This window comes from Rhizobium sp. P1_E6 (assembly GCF_056405875.1).
In genome coordinates this window covers 1-18,126 of sequence record NZ_JBFUBG010000111.1, presented here as the reverse complement: position 1 = coordinate 18,126, position 18,126 = coordinate 1, and the positions used below count along the sequence as shown (strand labels likewise).

The 18,126-nt window shown below is 60.3% G+C and carries 17 protein-coding genes; 9 read left to right on the top strand and 8 right to left on the bottom strand.

Annotated features, from left to right (window positions below):
* The 4 genes from AC1D35_RS31215 to AC1D35_RS31200 all read left to right on the top strand — a co-directional run.
* The coding region (locus tag AC1D35_RS31215) for a transposase (protein ID WP_477941723.1) at positions 1–232 on the top strand (232 nt) is incomplete at its 5' end.
* 229 nt (positions 233–461) lie between these two features.
* Positions 462–614 carry a hypothetical protein gene (locus tag AC1D35_RS31210; protein WP_162748635.1) on the top strand — a complete coding sequence of 51 codons (153 nt, stop codon included), beginning with the start codon at positions 462–464 and terminating at the stop codon, positions 612–614.
* Complete coding sequence (locus AC1D35_RS31205; RefSeq protein ID WP_113311787.1) at positions 611–1,417, top strand: serine aminopeptidase domain-containing protein; 807 nt, start codon at positions 611–613, stop codon at positions 1,415–1,417. Before AC1D35_RS31210 ends, AC1D35_RS31205 begins: the two co-directional genes overlap by 4 nt.
* Positions 1,418–1,513: 96 nt before the next feature.
* A complete protein-coding gene (locus tag AC1D35_RS31200; RefSeq protein ID WP_113311792.1) occupies positions 1,514–2,104 on the top strand; it encodes a nucleotidyltransferase family protein in 591 nt (196 codons plus the stop codon).
* Between the two features lie 204 nt (positions 2,105–2,308).
* Here AC1D35_RS31200 and araD read toward each other — a convergent pair whose 3' ends face one another.
* The 6 genes from araD to chvE form a co-directional block, all read right to left on the bottom strand.
* A complete protein-coding gene (gene araD / locus AC1D35_RS31195; RefSeq protein WP_477941719.1) occupies positions 2,309–4,048 on the bottom strand; it encodes an L-arabinonate dehydratase in 1,740 nt (579 codons plus the stop codon).
* Positions 4,049–4,110: 62 nt separating this feature from the next.
* Positions 4,111–5,544 carry an aldehyde dehydrogenase family protein gene (locus AC1D35_RS31190; protein ID WP_113297446.1) on the bottom strand — a complete coding sequence of 478 codons (1,434 nt, stop codon included), beginning with the start codon at positions 5,542–5,544 and terminating at the stop codon, positions 4,111–4,113.
* A 59-nt stretch (positions 5,545–5,603) separates the two neighbouring features.
* Complete coding sequence (gene araD1, locus AC1D35_RS31185; RefSeq protein ID WP_113297445.1) at positions 5,604–6,599, bottom strand: AraD1 family protein; 996 nt, start codon at positions 6,597–6,599, stop codon at positions 5,604–5,606.
* 107 nt (positions 6,600–6,706) lie between these two features.
* Entirely contained in the window at positions 6,707–7,918 is a 1,212-nt protein-coding gene (mmsB, locus tag AC1D35_RS31180; RefSeq protein WP_477941716.1) for a multiple monosaccharide ABC transporter permease, read from the bottom strand.
* A complete protein-coding gene (gene mmsA / locus AC1D35_RS31175) occupies positions 7,915–9,453 on the bottom strand; it encodes a multiple monosaccharide ABC transporter ATP-binding protein (RefSeq protein ID WP_113297637.1) in 1,539 nt (512 codons plus the stop codon). Before mmsA ends, mmsB begins: the two co-directional genes overlap by 4 nt.
* A 92-nt stretch (positions 9,454–9,545) precedes the next feature.
* A complete protein-coding gene (gene chvE / locus AC1D35_RS31170) occupies positions 9,546–10,610 on the bottom strand; it encodes a multiple monosaccharide ABC transporter substrate-binding protein (RefSeq protein WP_113297443.1) in 1,065 nt (354 codons plus the stop codon).
* 270 nt (positions 10,611–10,880) lie between these two features.
* Here chvE and AC1D35_RS31165 point away from each other — a divergent pair, with 270 nt between their 5' ends.
* Positions 10,881–11,894: a LysR family transcriptional regulator gene (locus AC1D35_RS31165; RefSeq protein ID WP_477941714.1), complete on the top strand. Its 1,014-nt coding sequence runs from the start codon at positions 10,881–10,883 to the stop codon at positions 11,892–11,894.
* Between the two features lie 71 nt (positions 11,895–11,965).
* A complete protein-coding gene (locus AC1D35_RS31160; RefSeq protein WP_113311790.1) occupies positions 11,966–12,430 on the top strand; it encodes a hypothetical protein in 465 nt (154 codons plus the stop codon).
* On the opposite strand, the gene AC1D35_RS31155 is transcribed toward AC1D35_RS31160, so the two are convergent.
* Entirely contained in the window at positions 12,431–12,697 is a 267-nt protein-coding gene (locus AC1D35_RS31155) for a hypothetical protein (RefSeq protein WP_113297440.1), read from the bottom strand.
* A 218-nt stretch (positions 12,698–12,915) separates the two neighbouring features.
* On the opposite strand from AC1D35_RS31155, the gene iolG reads away from it, so the two are divergent.
* On the top strand, positions 12,916–13,908 hold the full coding sequence (iolG, locus tag AC1D35_RS31150) for an inositol 2-dehydrogenase (RefSeq protein ID WP_113311791.1): 993 nt from the start codon (positions 12,916–12,918) through the stop codon (positions 13,906–13,908).
* A gap of 248 nt (positions 13,909–14,156) precedes the next feature.
* On the opposite strand, the gene AC1D35_RS31145 is transcribed toward iolG, so the two are convergent.
* Positions 14,157–15,380 carry an ROK family transcriptional regulator gene (locus AC1D35_RS31145; protein WP_477941712.1) on the bottom strand — a complete coding sequence of 408 codons (1,224 nt, stop codon included), beginning with the start codon at positions 15,378–15,380 and terminating at the stop codon, positions 14,157–14,159.
* A gap of 226 nt (positions 15,381–15,606) precedes the next feature.
* Here AC1D35_RS31145 and xylF point away from each other — a divergent pair, with 226 nt between their 5' ends.
* Positions 15,607–16,647, top strand: a complete 1,041-nt coding sequence (xylF, locus tag AC1D35_RS31140) for a D-xylose ABC transporter substrate-binding protein (RefSeq protein WP_113298951.1) — start codon at positions 15,607–15,609, stop codon at positions 16,645–16,647.
* A gap of 256 nt (positions 16,648–16,903) precedes the next feature.
* On the top strand, positions 16,904–18,126 hold a 1,223-nt coding region (locus AC1D35_RS31135; protein ID WP_477941710.1), incomplete at its 3' end, for a sugar ABC transporter permease.

The window sequence follows — 18,126 nt, the reverse complement described above, 5'->3', positions numbered from 1 at the left end:
CGCGTTGCGCGACTTTCTCACTGCACGCGGCACCGAGCCTGTCATTCCCAACAATCCAACCCGAAAGCAGATCAAACCGTTCGACCCCGTCGCCTACCGCCGGAGAAATATCATCGAACGTGCTTTCTGTCGCCTCAAGGACTGGAGGCGTGTCGCAACTCGATATGACAAGCTCATGCTCAACTTCGCGGCAACTTGCTACATCGCCGCCATCGTCATTTGGTGGGCCTGATTGAGTCTGGAGCCTAGGGCAATCTCTTGGCCGATTATTTCCAGATATACCTGCGCGACGAGGCCTATCCCGATCTACCCGACGACTACACCGATGAAACGATCACCCGCCGCCTCATGGCCGGGCCGCATGCAGTCATTTCCACACAGTGCGCACTATGCCCGTGCCGTGGCGATCGATCATTTTATTCAACTCTGCATTGATAAATCGAACACTTGGGATTCCAGAAATGAACGTTCGCCCCTACAATGCATCATGGCACGTCTTTCTGGAACAGACCGTGCACCCGCCGCTTCTGCCGGAAGCGGTTGACGAATGCATGGGACCCGACAATCCGCCGATCCGCTCAGGTGGCACACGTATGGATATTGCAGCCTCATGAAGTTGGAGAAGTTCTTCATACCCTCCGACGAGACAGATGCACGATTGGAAATCGTCGCAGCCAAGCCTCAACGCGAAGGGCCATATCCGACAATTGTTTTCAATCATGGCTCTACCGGACAGGGGCATAATCAATCCCTGTACACAAGGACCATGTGTCCGCCTGTCGTTGGAAACTACTTCGTCGAACGAGGCTGGATGGTTCTCTTTCCGCAACGCCGGGGCAGAGGAAAATCAGGTGGAAACTATGGAGAGGGACTTGCTCCCGACGGCTCCGGCTATTCCTGCAATGTCGAAATTACGATTGCGGGTTTCGAGCGGGCCGTCGCGGATGTGGATGCTGTCGTGCGCCATCTTCGCGGTCGCTCCGATGTGGATCAGAGCCGGCTTGCCATCGGGGGAGTTTCACGCGGCGGCATCTTGTCCGTAGCCTATGCGGGTATGCGCCCGGCCACGTTCCAGGCTGCCATCAATTTCAACGGTGGTTGGCTCGGGAGAGGATGCGCCACTCATGAAATTGTAAATCCGGCTATTTTTGAACGTGGAGCATCAGCGGGAATTTCAACGCTTTGGTTGCACGGAAGTCATGACCAATATTATCGAATAGGGCACTGCAGAGGAAATTTCGAACGATTCCTCCTGGCGGGCGGAGAAGGAAAATTCATTGCTGCTCCTGCAGGCCATGCGTTGCTGTTTAAGCCGGCGTTGTGGAAGAGCCATCTCGATCACTACATGGACGGCCTTGTCCTGTCGCGTAATCCCGACAGACCGTCAGAAAACCCGAGCGGGGGATCCGAAGGTTAGGCTGCGCGCAGGTTTTCGGATGGTCTGTCCGAGTTTCGAACAATGGGGATTTTCGCGCTAACCGATTTAGCGAAGCTATCGGACAAAGGAGAGGCTATGTCGTTTAGCGAGCAGCAATTCATCTGGTCTGTCCGCCGTAACCCGATAAACACCGAATTGCTAACCCGGTTGGCCCCCCTCCAGATTCCTCAAGGTATTCTGACCGCTGGCTGCCTCGTGCAGACAATTTGGAATCTGAAGTCCGGCTATGACCCTCAGTACGGGATAAAGGATTACGACGTCTTCTACTTCGATGACTCCGCCCTATCCTGGGACGCCGAAGACGTCGTCATTCGCCGGGTGCAGCAGGCGGTCGCCGATCTGCCCGTAACGGTGGAGATCAAGAACCAGGCTCGGGTCCATCTCTGGTACAAGAACAAGTTCGGAGCGGAATATCCAACGTTGCAAAAGGCGGAGGATGGCATCGACCGCTACCTCACCCTTTGCACAAGGGTCGGTATTCGCCTTTACGACGGCAGCCTTTACGCGCCTGACGGCTTGGAGGACATGTGGAATGGCATCCTGCGCCTGAACCCTCTCAATCCTCAGCGTGGCCTATTTCTGGATAAATGCACCCAGTATTTGCAGCGATGGCCCTGGCTAACGACTATCGATGATCAAATCGGAGATAGCGGTGTGCTGCCGTAATGACCGTCCGCATTGCGCCGTTCCGACTTTTCCACTGAATTCCAGCCTTCAGGACAAAACCGCCAGCACTGGACTTTCCGTAAATTTCTGTCGCAAAAGCCACCCGTAAAAGTCGGCGTTTCGCGACAGAAAGTATTCCACATTGCAATTGCGGGCGGGGGGGGTCCCCCGCCTTCCCGTCGATTTGCGGTCGGATACGCCCTGTTAGTGGCTGTCCTTGCCGACTGCACTCCCGCGACATCCCTTGAGAAAGTCGAGGTCGGCGCCGGTATCGGCTCCTTCGACATGCTGCTGGTGCAGGAACGCATAGCCCGACGTCGGCAGATCGTGGTTCGGCTGCCATTCGGCGAGACGACGCGCCAGTTCCTCGTCGGAAATGTCGAGATGCAGACGGCGGTTCGGCACGTCAAGCTCGATCATGTCGCCGTTCTTGACAACCGCGAGCGGGCCACCGACAGCAGCTTCCGGCGAGGTGTGCAGCACCACGGTGCCGTAAGCCGTGCCGGACATGCGGGCGTCGGAAATACGCACCATGTCGGTGATGCCCTTCTTGAGCACCTTCGGCGGCAGGCCCATGTTGCCGACTTCGGCCATGCCCGGATAGCCCTTCGGACCACAGTTCTTCATGACCATGACGCAGTTCTCGTCGATGTCGAGATTGTCGTCGTTGATCTTGGCCTTGTAATCGTCGATGTCCTCGAACACGACCGCCCGGCCCTTGTGCACCATCAGGTGCGGCGAGGCGGCAGACGGCTTCAGGACCGCACCCTTCGGCGCGAGATTGCCGCGCAGGACGACGATGCCGCCCGATTGCGTCAGCGCCTTGTCAGCCGGAAGGATGACGTCCTCGTTCCAGTTGACGACATCCTTTACTTCGTCCCAGACGGTGTCGCCCGATACCGTCAGCGCATCCTTGTGCAGCAGGCCGGCTTCGCCGAGGCGCTTCAGCACGACCGGCAGGCCGCCGGCATAGAAGAACTCTTCCATCAGGTACTTGCCCGACGGCATCAGGTTGACGATGGTCGGCACGTCGCGGCCGCAACGATCCCAGTCGTCGAGCGTCAGATCGACGCCGACGCGGCCGGCCATGGCGAGCAGGTGGATGACGGCATTGGTCGAACCGCCGATCGCCGCATTGGTGCGGATGGCGTTTTCGAAGGCCTGCTTCGTCATGATTTCGGAAGGCTTCAGGTCGTCCTTGACCATCTGCACGATACGGCGGCCGGTGAGCTGCGCCATGACCTTGCGGCGGGAATCGACGCCCGGGATCGCGGCGTTGCCTGACAGCGCCATGCCGAGCGCTTCAGCCATGGAGGCCATGGTGGAAGCAGTGCCCATCGTGTTGCAGGTGCCCGACGAGCGGCTCATCGAGGCTTCGGCTTCCAGGAATTYGGCCTGCGTCATCTCGCCGGCCTTCACCATTTCGGAGAACTTCCAGAGGTGCGTGCCGGAGCCGACGCGCTCACCGCGGAAATAGCCGTTCAGCATCGGCCCGCCGGTGACGACGATCGACGGAAGGTCGACGGAGGCTGCGCCCATGATCAGCGACGGCGTGGTCTTGTCGCAGCCGACGAGCAACACGCAGCCGTCCATCGGCTGGCCGCGGATCGCTTCTTCGACAGCCAGAGCCGCCAGGTTGCGATACATCATCGCGGTCGGGCGGAAGGTATTTTCGGAGGCCGAGAAAACAGGCACTTCGAGCGGGAAACCGCCGGCTTCCCAGACACCCGCCTTCACCTTTTCGGCGAGCTCGCGCAGGTGACCGTTGCACGGCGTCATGTCCGACCAGGTGTTCAGGATGCCGATGACAGGGCGGCCGTCGAACAGGTCGTGCGGATATCCCTGGTTCTTAAGCCAGCCGCGGTGGTAGATCACGTCGCGGCTCGTGCCGCCGTACCATTCCTGCGACCTCAGCCTGCGYGGCCATTCTGCTTTCTTCTTCATAGTCTCCGTCCTTCAGGATACCCCCTGATCGCCTCGTACGATCAGGGTTATCGCGCTTCGTCTCAAGCCAGTGTGTAGGCCGTCTTGACGGTTGTATAGAATTCGGCGGCGTACTTGCCCTGCTCGCGCGGGCCGTAGGACGAGCCCTTGCGGCCGCCGAAGGGAACGTGGAAATCGACGCCGGCGGTCGGCAGGTTGACCATCACCATGCCGGCCTCGGCATTGCGCTTGAAATGCGTCGCATGCTTCAGGCTGGTCGTCGCAATGCCTGATGACAGGCCGAACGGGGTGTCGTTGGCGGTTGCCAGCGCCTCCTCGTAGTCCTTCACCCGGATCAGCGAGACGACGGGTCCAAAGATCTCTTCGCGCGAGATGCGCATCTGGTTGGTCGCTTCGGTAAACAGCGTCGGCTGCAGATAGAAGCCCGGCGTTTCGCGCGAAACGAGTTCGCCGCCGAAGGCGAGCCTGGCGCCTTCCTTTTTGCCGATCTCGATATAGTCGGTATCGGTCTTCAGCTGCCGGTCATCGACGACGGGGCCGATATGGGTGCCCGGCTTCATGGCGTGATCGACGACGATGGTCTTCAGCTTTTCGGTGAGCGCAGCAACGAACTTGTCGTGGATGCCCTCGGTGACGATCAGCCGCGACGAGGCCGTGCAACGCTGGCCGGTGGAGAAGAAGCCGGAATTGGCGGCTGCTTCGACGGCGACGCTCAGGTCGGCATCGTCGAGCACGACCATCGGGTTCTTGCCGCCCATTTCGAGCTGGAACTTGCGGTTATGTTCGAGCGAAGCGGTAGCGACGCGCTTGCCGGTGCCGACCGAACCGGTGAAGGTGATGCCGGAAATATCGGGACTGTCGAGCATCGTCTGGCCGACCACGGAGCCCTTGCCCATGACGAGGTTCAAGACACCCTTCGGCAGCCCTGCCCTGTGCAGGATATCGACGATCGCCCAGCCACAGCCAGGCACCAGATCGGCCGGCTTGAAGACGATGGTGTTGCCGTAGCAGAGCGCCGGCGCGATCTTCCAGGCCGGAATGGCGATCGGGAAATTCCAGGGCGTGATGATACCGACGACGCCGAGCGGCTCGCGGGTGATCTCAACGCCGATGTTCGGACGCACCGAGGGAATGACTTCGCCGGCAAGACGCAGCGCTTCGCCCGCGAAGAATTCGAAGATCTGCGATGCACGGATCGTTTCACCGATGGCTTCCGGCAGGGTCTTGCCTTCTTCGCGTGCCAGCAGAGCGCCGAGCTCGTCCTTGCGCGCCATGATCTCGTCGCCGGCCTTCTTCAGGATAACGTGACGTTCCCAGATGCCGGAACGCGACCAGGCCGGAAAGGCAGCCTTGGCGGCTGCGATCGCCGCCTTGGTATCGTCGGCACTCGCCTGAGCATAGAGGCCGACAACCTCGTTCGTATCGGACGGGTTGATGTTCTCGACGCCATTTGCGCCGGTCCATTCGCCGGCAATGAGATTCTGATGGACGGTCATGGCCTTGGAGCCTCCTTTGGACAAGTGACCGGCCACTTCATGGCGGCCGGCCTTGGAAATCAGAGCTGCTTGACGGCGATTTCTTCTTCGGCAGCAACCTTCAGCGGATTGCGCAGCGGCAGGCCGAACTCGGCCACCTCGATTTCGAAGACATCGCCCTCTTCCGCCTTGATGCCATCGGCAAAGGAAAGCGTCGCCGTACCGAACATATGGACGTGGATGTCGCCCGGCACGCGGAAGAGGCCATACTTGAAATGGTGGTATTCGAGGTTGGCGAAAGTGTGAGACATGTTCGCTTCGCCGGATAGAAACGGCTTTTCGAAGATCACATGGTTTCCGCGCTTGATGCGCGACGTGCCGCGGATATCCTCAGGCGCAACACCGATCCGGATTTCCGGACCGAAGCTTGCCGGACGCAGCTTGGAATGGGCGAGGAAGAGATAGTTGATCCGCTCGGTGACGTGATCGGAAAACTCGTTCGACAGCGCAAAGCCGATGCGGAACGGCGTGCCGTCCTTGGCAATGACGTAGATGCCGGCCATCTCAGGCTCTTCGCCGCCATCGAGCGCGAAGGACGGAGAAACGAGCGGCGCGCCCGGAGCAGCAGCGCCATAGCCATTGCCCTTGTAGAACCACTCGGGCTGCACGCCCTTCTGGCCGGCAGCCGGCTTGCCGCCTTCAAGACCCATCCTGAACATCTTCATGGAGTCGGTCAGCGTTTCCTCTGCCGCCTCGGACGTCTTCTTGTGCATGGAATCGCGCGTTGCCGCGGAGCCGAGGTGGGTCAGGCCCGTGCCGGTCAGATGCAGGTGCGCGGCATCGGGATGGGTGATCGGCGGCAGGAAGCGTCCCTCCGCATAGGCCTTTTCAAGATCGACGGCATCGCCGTATCCGTGAGCCTCGATGACGGAGACGAGCGACTTGCCGCTGTCTGCGGCTTCCAGCGCCAGAGCGTAGACGCTCGTTGCACCCTTGACGGCCTTGGCGACGGCACCCGGTTCGCGCACGGCGACGATGATCTCTCCGCTTGCGCCCTTGATCTGCGAAATAAGCACGTTCCTGATCCTTTCGTTTGGCGATGACAAAGCTTCGCCGCTCCGGCTCCATCCGGAGCCGGAATTCAATTTTCATATGACTTCGAATGCTCGGGCTGAGTTAGGTCTCAGCCCTTGTTCTTGTTGTAGACGTCGAAGAAGACGGCAGCGAGAAGCACCGCACCCTTGACCATCTGCTGGGAGTCGGTGCCGAGCCCGTGGATCGACATGCCGTTGTYCATGATACCCATGATCAGAGCGCCGATGACAGCGCCCGTGACCTTGCCCACGCCGCCCTGTGCCGATGCGCCGCCGATGAAGCAGGCCGCGATCACGTCAAGCTCAAGGCCGAAGCCGCCCTTGGCCGTTGCCGAGTTGAGGCGCAGCGCCACGATCAGACCAGCCAGACCGGCAAGCAGACCCATATTTGCGAAGGTGAGGAAGGTCAGCCGCTCGGTGTTGATACCGGACAGCTTCGTTGCCTTCTCGTTACCGCCCATCGCGTAGATACGGCGGCCGATCGTCGTGCGACGGGTGATGAAAGCGTAAGCCGTGATCAGCACCAGCATGATGACGAGCACGTTCGGGAAGCCCTTGTAGATCGACAGCTGATAGCCGAGCGCCAGGATGGCGAGAGCGACGATGCCGTTCTGTGCGATGAAGAAGCCCAGAGGCTCGACGTCATTGCCATGCTTTTCGTTCGACTTGCGCGCGCGCCACGCCAGATAGACGAGGGTCACGGCGCCGATGACGGTCAGGATGAGCGAGGTCGAGTTGATGCCGCCCATATCGAAAAGGTTGGGCAGGAAGCCGATGCTGACCAGCTGGAAAGCCGGTGGGAACGGACCGATGCTGGTGCCCGTTCCGGCTCCCGTCATCACGGTCAGCGTCAGGCCGCGGAAGACCAGCATGCCGGCGAGCGTGACGATGAAGGACGGTATCTTGTGATAGGCGACGAAATAACCCTGGAGGCCGCCGACCAGCGCACCCACGGCCAGACAAATAACGGTCGCGAGCACATAGTTCATATGCCACTGCACCGTCATGACGGCGGCGATGGCGCCGATGAAACCGACGACGGAGCCGACCGAGAGATCGATATGGCCGGCAACGATCACCAGCAGCATGCCCAGCGCCATGACGACGATGAACGAGTTCTGCAGGATGATGTTCGTCAGGTTGAGCGGCCTGAAGAGAACGCCGCCGGTCGAGATCTGGAAGAACACCATGATCGCGATGAGCGCGATGAACATGCCGTATTCACGGATGTTACCGCGAACAAATTCGCCGATGGAGACGACGCGCCCCTGCTCGGTGATGGGTTGATTGATCGGGGTCATTGTTTCTTCTCTCCTGAGCGCATGATGGCGCGCATGATGGTTTCCTGGCTCGCTTCTCCCTTCGGCAGTTCCGCAACGATCCGTCCTTCATTCATGACGTAGATGCGGTCGCACGTACCAAGAAGCTCAGGCATTTCCGACGAAATCATCAGAACGCCTTTACCGTCAGCCGCGAGCTGGTTGATGATAGTATAAATTTCATATTTGGCGCCAACATCAATGCCGCGCGTCGGTTCGTCCAGGATCAACACTTCGGGATCCGAGAACAACCATTTCGACAGAACGACCTTCTGCTGGTTGCCGCCCGACAGGTTGACCGCTTCCTGGAAGATGCTGGAGGAACGGATGCGCAGCTTCGACCGATAGTCGGAGGCGACCCGCGATTCCCTGACACTGTCGATGACGGTGGCTTTCGACACCGCTTCCAGATTGGCAAGCGTCGTGTTGTGAACGATCGTCTCGCCCAGCACGAGGCCGAGATGCTTGCGGTCCTCGGTCACGTAGGCGAGACCGGCGTCGATTGCCTTGCGCACCGTCGTCGTGTCGACCTTCTTGCCGTCGACGAAGACGTCGCCGGTGATCTTGTGGCCGTAGGACTTGCCGAAGACGCTCATGGCGAATTCGGTGCGGCCGGCGCCCATCAGTCCGGCGATGCCGACGACCTCGCCCTTGCGGACATGGACGTTGATGTCGTGCAGGACCTGGCGGTCGCGATGCTGCTGGTGGAAGGCGTTCCAGTTCTTGACTTCGAAGATCGTCTCGCCGATCGGCACGGAGCGCGGCGGATAACGGTCGGCGAGGTCACGGCCCACCATGTTCTTGATGATGATGTCTTCGCTGATCTCGTCCTTGTGACAGTCGAGCGTCTTGACGGTCATGCCGTCGCGCAGGACCGTGATCTGGTCGGCGACCTTGCGGATCTCGTTCAGCTTGTGGGAAATGATGATCGAGGTGATGCCCTGCTTGCGGAATTCCATCAGCAGGGTGAGCAGCGCATCGGAATCGCTTTCGTTCAGCGATGCGGTAGGCTCGTCGAGAATGAGCAGCTTGACGCTCTTCGACAGTGCCTTGGCGATCTCGACCAGCTGCTGCTTGCCGACGCCGATGTCGGTGACAAGCGTGTTCGGAGATTCTGCCAGGCCCACCTTGGCGAGCAATTGCTTCGTGCGATTGAACGTCTCGCCCCAACTGATGACGCCGTTCGTGGCGTTTTCATTACCGAGGAAGATGTTTTCGCCGATTGAAAGCTGGGGCACCAGCGCCAGCTCCTGGTGGATGATGACGATACCGATTTCTTCGGAATCCTTCAGAACCTTGAAGTTGCGCACATCGCCTTCATAGACGATGTCGCCATCATAGCTTCCTGCCGGATAGACGCCGGAGAGTACCTTCATCAGGGTCGACTTGCCGGCCCCGTTTTCGCCCACCAATGCGTGGATCTCACCCTGGCGAACCCTGAGGTTCACATTCTCGAGCGCCTTGACGCCCGGGAACGTCTTGGTGATGTTCCGCATTTCGAGGATTGTATTTTCCATGACTAAAAACCCAACGCCGCGATCAGAAATGACCCGGCGATCATAGAATCGAAGACCGGAACCCGCAATCGCGCGGGTTCCGGCCATTCATATTACTTCAGCTGGTCTTCTTTGTAGTAACCGCCGTCAACGAGAACCGTCTTGTAGTTCTCCTTGGTCACGGCGACCGGCTTCAGCAGGTAGGACGGAACAACCTTGACACCGTTGTCGTAGGTCTTCGTGTCGTTGACTTCAGGCTCCTTGCCGGACATGACGGCATCTACCATCTGAACGGTAACCTTCGCCAGATCGCGGGTATCCTTGAAGATCGAGGAATACTGTTCGCCAGCGATGATCGACTTGATCGACGGGATTTCCGAGTCCTGGCCGGTAACGACAGGCAGCGGCTGCCCAGCCGAACCGTAGCCGACGCCCTTCAGCGACGAGAGGATACCGATCGACAGACCGTCGTAAGGAGACAGGACAGCGTCAACCTTGGCGTCGGTGTAGTTAGCCGAGAGCAGGTTGTCCATGCGGGCCTGGGCCGTTGCCGGATCCCAACGCAGCGTGCCGACCTTGTCCATGCCGGTCTGGCCGGACTTCACGACGAGCTTGCCGGAGTCGATGTAGGGCTGCAGGACGGACATTGCGCCATCGTAGAAGAAGAAGGCGTTGTTGTCGTCAGGCGAACCGCCGAAGAGTTCGATGTTGAACGGGCCCTTGCCGTCCTTGAGGCCGAGCTTGTCGACGATCGTGCCAGCCTGGAGAACGCCAACCTGGAAGTTGTCGAACGTGGCATAGTAGTCGACATTGGCCGAGTCGCGGATCAGGCGGTCATAAGCGATGACCTTGATGCCGGCGTCATGAGCCTTCTGGAGAACGTCCGACAGGGTCGTGCCGTCGATCGAAGCGACGACGAGAACCTTGGCGCCCTTCGTGACCATGTTTTCGATCTGCGAAAGCTGGTTCGGAATATCGTCGTCAGCATACTGCAGGTCGGTCTGGTAGCCGGCAGTCTGGAGCTGCTTGACGATGTTGTTGCCGTCGTCGATCCAGCGAGCCGAAGCCTTCGTCGGCATTGCGATGCCAACCAGACCCTTGTCCTGTGCCATTGCCGGCATAACGAACGATGCGACGCCGAAGGCAGCCGCAGCCATCAATGAGATAATGGATTTCATTTCTCTCTCCCTTGTTAAAGATTTACGGACGAAAAATCGCCCGCCCCGAAACTGTGGCAGGTTCCGTATTGGATAGTTACTTCAGATGGTGAGAAACGAAGTAGGTCTCCTCCACGATCTCACACGTGTTGAGTGCCAACCAGCACACGGCGGCAAACTGGTATGGATTCCTATAACTGTCAAATAGAATAACTGGCAATGTGCATAACAAATTTGGTATATCGTTAAAAAGTATTACTTTTAATGGAACACAGTGGGGAGGCTGCAACCATGACGATCATCTCCGGGCCGTTTTCGTTGGAACATGTCGACATCAACAGCGACAATTTTGGCGATGACAGCCTTTTGCGCGCGGGACTTAAGCTGAATCACCTGCGAATGATTGTCGCAATCGAAGATAGCGGGCAGATTTCCGCCGCCRCCGAAGTGCTGAACATATCGCAGCCGGCAGCGTCGCGAATGCTGTCCGATATGGAGTCGATCGTGAAGACTCCGCTCTATGAGCGTGTCGCCCGCGGCGTGGTGCTCACCACCTTCGGCGAAGCTCTCGCCAGGCGTGCGCGAAAGATCCTTCTGGAGCTCAGGGAAGCGAGCCGCGAGATCGGCGAATTGAAGAGCGGCAAGGGCGGCTCGGTCTTTATCGGCGCCGTCACCGCACCCGCCATGAGCCTCGTCGTTCCCGCCATCAATACGGTACGCAAGACCTTTCCGGGCATCGAGGTCAACATCCAGGTCGAGACCAGCAACGTGCTGGCGCGCGAGCTTCTCGCCGCCCGCCACGACTTCATCATCAGCCGCATCCCCGATGACCTGAACCCGCGCCTTTTCGAGGTCCGCGAGATCGGCACAGAGAAGGCCTGCCTGATCGTGCGCAGCGGCCATCCCCTGTTAAAGAAGAGAAACAGGCCGAGCAGCCTCTCGGAGATCAAGGATTACGACTGGGTATTCCAGCCGCCCGGCACGCTGCTGCGCCGCACGATCGAGGATATCTTCCTGTCGCGCGCCGTCCAGCTTCCGGAAAATATCGTCAACACCTCCTCGCTGCTGCTGACCTGCGCAATCATCTGCGAGACGGATGCGATCGCCCCCGTTGCCGTCGATGTCGCCCAGTTTCTCGCCTCGCAGAGTTCGAAGGCATCCGATGTGCGCATCCTGCCGATCGATTTCGAGATCAACGTCAAGCCCTACAGCCTGATCACCGTGCGCGAGCGCGCCCTGCCCCCAAGCGCCCGGCTGCTCTACGACCTCGTCCTGGAAGAAAGCATCCGGCAGGCCGAAAGGTAGGATCCCGCGCCGAAATCCAGCCCGGCGCCAACTTGCCGCCGTCTAATGCGCCCGCGTAAAAAGGAAAGCGCATGCTGTTCGGGCAATCCATATTCCAATCCGTTCTCGAACGGCTGAAAGAGGAAGAAGACGCGGCCGGCGAAATGGAAGAGCCGGTCAGCCATCGCGTTTCCGGCTTCAGCACCGGTCTCGCTTTCGATGTGATGGAAGGTGTATCGGCCTCTTCGCAGCGGGTCGGCCAAGCCTATTTCGACAATCTCGGCCCCGAGCCTGCACTCGAGGAGCCTCCCCCACCGGCGCCTGAGCCGGAACCGGTCATGCCGGATCATCTCGCCCGCATTGCACCGGAAGAGATTGCCGCAGAATTGTCGATTGCGGCCCATGATACGCTGCAGACGCTGAACGAGAAGCGGCGCGCCTTCGCCAAGGCCAATCATCCTGACGGCGTCGCCCAGCCATTCCGCGCCAATGCAAACAGGCGTATGATGATCGCCAATCTGCTGGTCGACGAGGCGCTGCGCCGGCTGGCGCGCTGACTATTCCGCCTTCTTCTCTTCGTCGGTTGCAGGCTTTTCCTCACCCTCGTCCTCGGATGCGGCAGGCGCTGCCGCTTCCGGCGGCTTCGGGTTGAAGGCCCAGATCAGCATATAGAAGGAATAGACGCCGGCGCCGCCCGCAAGCATGCCCCAGAAGGGATCGCCTGTCGTGAATTCGACGACTGCCCAGCCAAGGCATACCACGACAATAAGGATACGGACCCAGAGGTGCCGATAGGCCGAATGATTGGGATCGATAAGCTGCATCTCTGTCTCATTGTCGCATTGACCCGTCTCACTCTTGTGATGACCCGTCTCACTCTGGTGATGACGCCGCCTCACTCTTGTGATGACCACACTTGTCTTTAGGATGGATTTCACAAATGTGAAAGGGCCGCGGGCTTGACGCGGCGCCAGGAAAATGGAATGAAAATTCTAAACTTATATCAATTCGGTTTATTTGTTCCGAATCCAGGGAGGCAGTAATGACAGTGAGATTTGGTCTTCTCGGCGCCGGCCGCATCGGCAAGGTCCATGCGAAAGCCGTCAGCGCCGACGCCAATGCAAAGCTCGTGGCCGTCGCCGACGCCTTCCCGCAGGCTGCCGATGCGATCGCGTCCGCCTATGGCTGTGAAGTGCGCAGCATCGAAGCGATCGAGGCCGCCAAGGATATCGACGCCGTCGTCATCTGCACGCCGACCGATACGCATGCCGACCTGATCGAGCGTTTCGCCCGTGCCGGCAAGGCGATCTTCTGCGAAAAGCCCATCGATCTCGACGTTGCCCGCGTCAAGGCCTGCATCAAGGTTGTCGAAGAGACCGGCGCCAAGCTGATGGTCGGCTTCAATCGCCGCTTCGACCCGCATTTCATGGCGGTCCGCAAGGCCATCGACGACGGCAAGATCGGCGATGTCGAGATGGTGACGATCACCTCGCGCGATCCCGGCGCCCCGCCGGTCGATTACATCAAGCGTTCCGGCGGCATCTTCCGCGACATGACGATCCACGATTTCGACATGGCCCGCTTCCTGCTCGGCGAAGAGCCGGTCTCGGTCGTCGCGACCGCAGCCGTCCTCGTCGACAAGGCGATCGGCGAAGCCGGCGATTACGACAGCGTCTCGGTCATCCTGCAGACGGCTTCCGGCAAGCAAGCCGTCATCTCCAATTCCCGCCGTGCCACCTATGGCTACGACCAGCGCATCGAAGCGCACGGTTCCAAGGGCGTCGTCTCGGCCGAAAACCAGCGCCCGGTCTCGATCGAAATCGCCAATGGCGACGGTTATACCCGCCCGCCGCTGCACGATTTCTTCATGACCCGGTACACGGAAGCCTATGCCAACGAGATCGCCAGCTTCATCTCGGCGATCGAAAAGGGTTCGAAGATCACGCCGTCAGGCGCCGATGGCCTGGCAGCGCTGGCGCTTGCCGACGCGGCCGTCCAGTCCGTCAAGGAAGGCAAGCTCATCAGGATCGGCTGACCGCCCTCTCCCGACGGTCGCCATTATGAGATGGCCGGGCTCTCGCCCGGCCATTTCTCGTTTGATGACATGCGGGCGGACCTGAAAAGGCCCCTCCCCAACCCCTCCCCGCAGGTGGGAGGGGCTTAAACTGCCGCACCCGTTTTCCACATTCTCAACGCTTCGGGAAGGACAAGGCGGCGCTCTGGGTTAGCCCCTCCCCCTTGTGGGGAGGGGTTGGGGAGGGGTTCCCCGGTACAGCCACATCCTCAATCCCCACCCTGGCCTCCCGCCACCACAATATCTTCATCAATCACAGCAAGCGCCCGGTTGAGATGTCCCTCGAAGACGAGGTTCTGCTCGTCGGCCGCGACCCTCAGCTCCGGCATGCCCTCYATGCGCACCACATGGGATTGGCCGAGCCCCTCCTCGATCCCCTGCCGCAGCAGATCGTAATAGCGGGTGCCGACCCCGGTGATGGCAATCGGCATGCGCTCCGTCAGGCTCAGCATGCGCGACAATCCGTTGCCGAGTGCCAACCCCGCCTGCCGGAAGGCAAAGCCCGAGATGCGGTGGCCCTGCCGCGCCTTGGCCGCGATCTTGTCGAGTTCGGCCAGCGGCACGAACTTTGCCGGGATCGTGTCGAGCGGCACTTCGAAGGCGGTGCGCAGGATGGCATAGAAGCCGGCATAGGCCTCGATGCAGCCGCGCGTGCCGCAGCGGCAAAGCCCGCCATTGGCCATATGCAGCATGTGCCCGAAATTGGGCGCCGAGACGTCATGCCCGCCATGGCTCGTCCGCCGGACTATACCAAGCCCGATGCTGTGCCCGAGCGAAAGGGCAGCCAGCGAGCGGAAATCCGCGCCTTTGACATTCTCCTCATGGGCGCCGAGTGCGGCGGCCACCAGCAGCGTCTCGTTGTCGAGGATGATCTTTGCCTGCCATTCCGGCCTGAGCGCCGATTCGAAATCGATCTGGTCGCTTCCGAAGATCGGCGACCAGACGAGAACCGGCTCGGAGGAATTGACCAGACCCTTGCTGCTGATCGAAATGAGCAGCACCTTCTGCTGTTCGATCCGCGAGCGGGCGAGGATGCGCAAAAGCCCCTCCCGCACCGAATTCGTGAAGCGGGAAGCCCCATCAGGATCATGCGACCTTTGCTCGCTGAAGCGGTCGATCAGCTTGCCGGCGTAATCGACCAGCGAATATTGCACCGCATCCGAGGATATGATGACGACGATGAGATAGCCGCAGTCCCGCCGCTGGCGCAAAAGCACGCGCGGCCGCCCGCGTCCGCTGGCGGGCTGCTGCTCGGATTTTTCGATGATCTGCGCCTTTTCGAGATCGGCGGTGATCGCAGAAATCGTCGCGGAGGACAGCCGCGTGAACTCGGATATTTCAGTGTGAGCAAGCGGCCCGTGGCGGCGGAGAGTGGCGAGCACAAGCACGCTGTTTCTCTGCCGTACGAGCTCCGTGCTCGATTTGGTCAGCATCTATCGCCGCCTCTTCCCCGTTCGTTCCGCCCCTTATTGCCACAGCATCTCCAGCCCCCTCCAGTCAAAGGAAATAAGCCGGTAGTGCGGTGTTGACAGTTGAAAAAATCTCTGACACTAAATTTCTCGACTGTCGAGAAAAAAATCCGAACCTTTCTGGACAGGCTTTCGCGGTGGCCGGAGGAGGCTAAGGCTGGGCCGGCTGCAATTCACTCGGGAGGACATTATGAAGTCTCTTTATAAGCTGATGGCCGGGGCGGCCATTCTCGTTTCCGTACACTCGGCTGCCATGGCTGCCGATCTCGTCGTTGGCGTTTCCTGGTCGAATTTCCAGGAAGAGCGTTGGAAGACCGACGAAGCTGCGATCAAGAAGGCTCTCGAAGCCAAGGGCGCAAAATACATTTCCGCTGACGCTCAGTCTTCGGCCGCAAAGCAGCTGACCGACGTCGAATCGCTGATCTCCCAGGGCGCAAACGCCCTCATCATTCTCGCTCAGGACTCCGATGCAATCGGCCCGGCTGTCGAAAAGGCTGCCAGCGAAGGTATCCCGGTCGTCGGTTACGACCGCCTGATCGAAAACCCGTCTGCCTTCTACATCACCTTCGACAACAAGGAAGTCGGCCGCCTGCAGGCTCAGGAAGTCTTCAAGGCAAAGCCGGAAGGCAACTACGTCTTCATCAAGGGCTCGTCTTCCGATCCGAACGCAGACTTCCTGTTTGCCGGCCAGATGGAAGTCGTCAAGGCTGCGATCGACGCTGGCAAGATCAAGAACGTCGGCGAAGCCTATACCGACGGCTGGCTGCCGCAGAACGCGCAGCGCAACATGGAACAGTTCCTGACTGCCAACAACAACAAGGTTGATGCCGTTGTCGCTTCGAACGACGGTACGGCCGGTGGCGCAGTTGCTGCTCTCGACGCCCAGGGCCTCGCCGGCACCGTTCCGGTTTCCGGTCAGGACGCCGACAAGGCTGCTCTCAACCGCATCGCTTTGGGCACGCAGACGGTTTCCGTCTGGAAGGACAGCCGTGAGCTTGGCAAGCGCGCTGCCGAAATCGCTCTCGATCTCGCCGGCGGCACTGCGCTGGACAAGGTTGCAGGCGTGCAGACCTTCGAAGGCGGCCCGAAGAAGGTGAAGATGCAGTCCATCTTCCTGACCCCGCTCGCCATCACCAAGGACAACCTGAACGTCGTCATCGACGCCGGCTGGATCTCCAAGGCTGAAGCTTGCCAGGGTGTCAAGGCCGGCTCCGTCAAGGCTTGCGAATAATCCTCGCTCGCTGATTTGAATACCGGCGCCGCAGCGGCCTTCCGCTGCGGCGCCGGATGCGGCTGAAGCCCATTCGGTGGTGCTTCTCCGTTCTCGCGCACATCGCGGATGCTTCGATTCCCTGCCAGAATAGTGCCGTTGTGATCGGCTATTTTCGGAAGCGTCCCGGTGGTCATATCCAGAACAGGGCGATCGTCGGCCAGCTATCCCACCAGGAGCAGGCCTGCGCCCAAACAATGGGGGAAACGGCAAACCCATGGCAGACATTACCCAATCGACCTCATCCGGCCCGCGCACGACAGTTGAAGGCCCCTTCACGCGCTTCCTGCGGGCAACGGAAATAGACACCCGGCTTCTCGGCATGATCGGCGCATTGCTGGTCATCTGGGTCGGCTTCCACTTCTATACCGGCGGCCTGTTCCTGACGCCCCGAAACCTCTGGAACCTCTCCGTCCAGACGACCGAAATCGCGGTTCTCGCGACCGGTATGGTTCTGGTCATCGTCACCCGCAACATCGACCTGTCGATCGGCTCGATCCTTGGCTTCGTCGCCATGATCATGGGCGTGGTCCAGGCGAAGTTCCTGCCGCAATATCTGGGCTTCGACAATTCCTTCACCTGGGTGATCACGCTGATCTGCGGCCTGCTCGTCGGCTCGGCCATCGGCATGTTCCAGGGCGTCATCATCGCCTTCATGGGCGTGCCCTCCTTCATCGTCACCCTTGGCGGCTTCCTCGCCTGGCGCGGCCTTGCCTGGTATGTCACGAGCGGCCAGACGGTCGCGCCCCTCGACACCACCTTCCGCATCATGGGCGGCGGTGCCGAAGGCGCGATCGGCGCCACCTGGAGCTGGATCATCGGCGTCGTCGCCTGTCTGCTGATCGTCGTCTCGATCGTCGGCTCGCGTCACCAGCGCCGGCGCTTCAACTTCCCGCGCCGCCCGCTCTGGGCCGAATATGTCCTCGGCGTCCTCGGCTGTGCCATGGTGCTCGGCGCGATCTGGGTCTCGACGATCTATTACTGGCCGGTCGCCATCGCCAAGCGCTATGCCGAGGCCAACAGCATCGCCTGGCCGGAAACCGGCCTGATGATCCCCTACGGCATTGCCGTGCCGGTGCTGATCGCCATCCTCGTCGGCATCGTCATGACCTTCATCGCCACGCGTCTGCGCTTCGGCCGCTATGTCTTCGCCATCGGCGGCAACCCGGAAGCGGCCGAACTCGCCGGCATCAAGACCCGCTGGGTGACCGTGCGCATCTTCGCGCTGATGGGCTTCCTCGCAGCGGTCGCCGCCGCCATCTCGACGGCCCGCCTCAACGCCGCCGCCAACTCGCAGGGCACGACCTACGAACTCTATACGATCGCCGCAGCCGTCATCGGCGGCACGTCTCTGGCAGGCGGCACCGGCACGATTGCCGGCGCCATGCTCGGCGCGCTCGTCATGCAGTCGCTTCAGTCGGGCATGGGTCTCGCCAATGT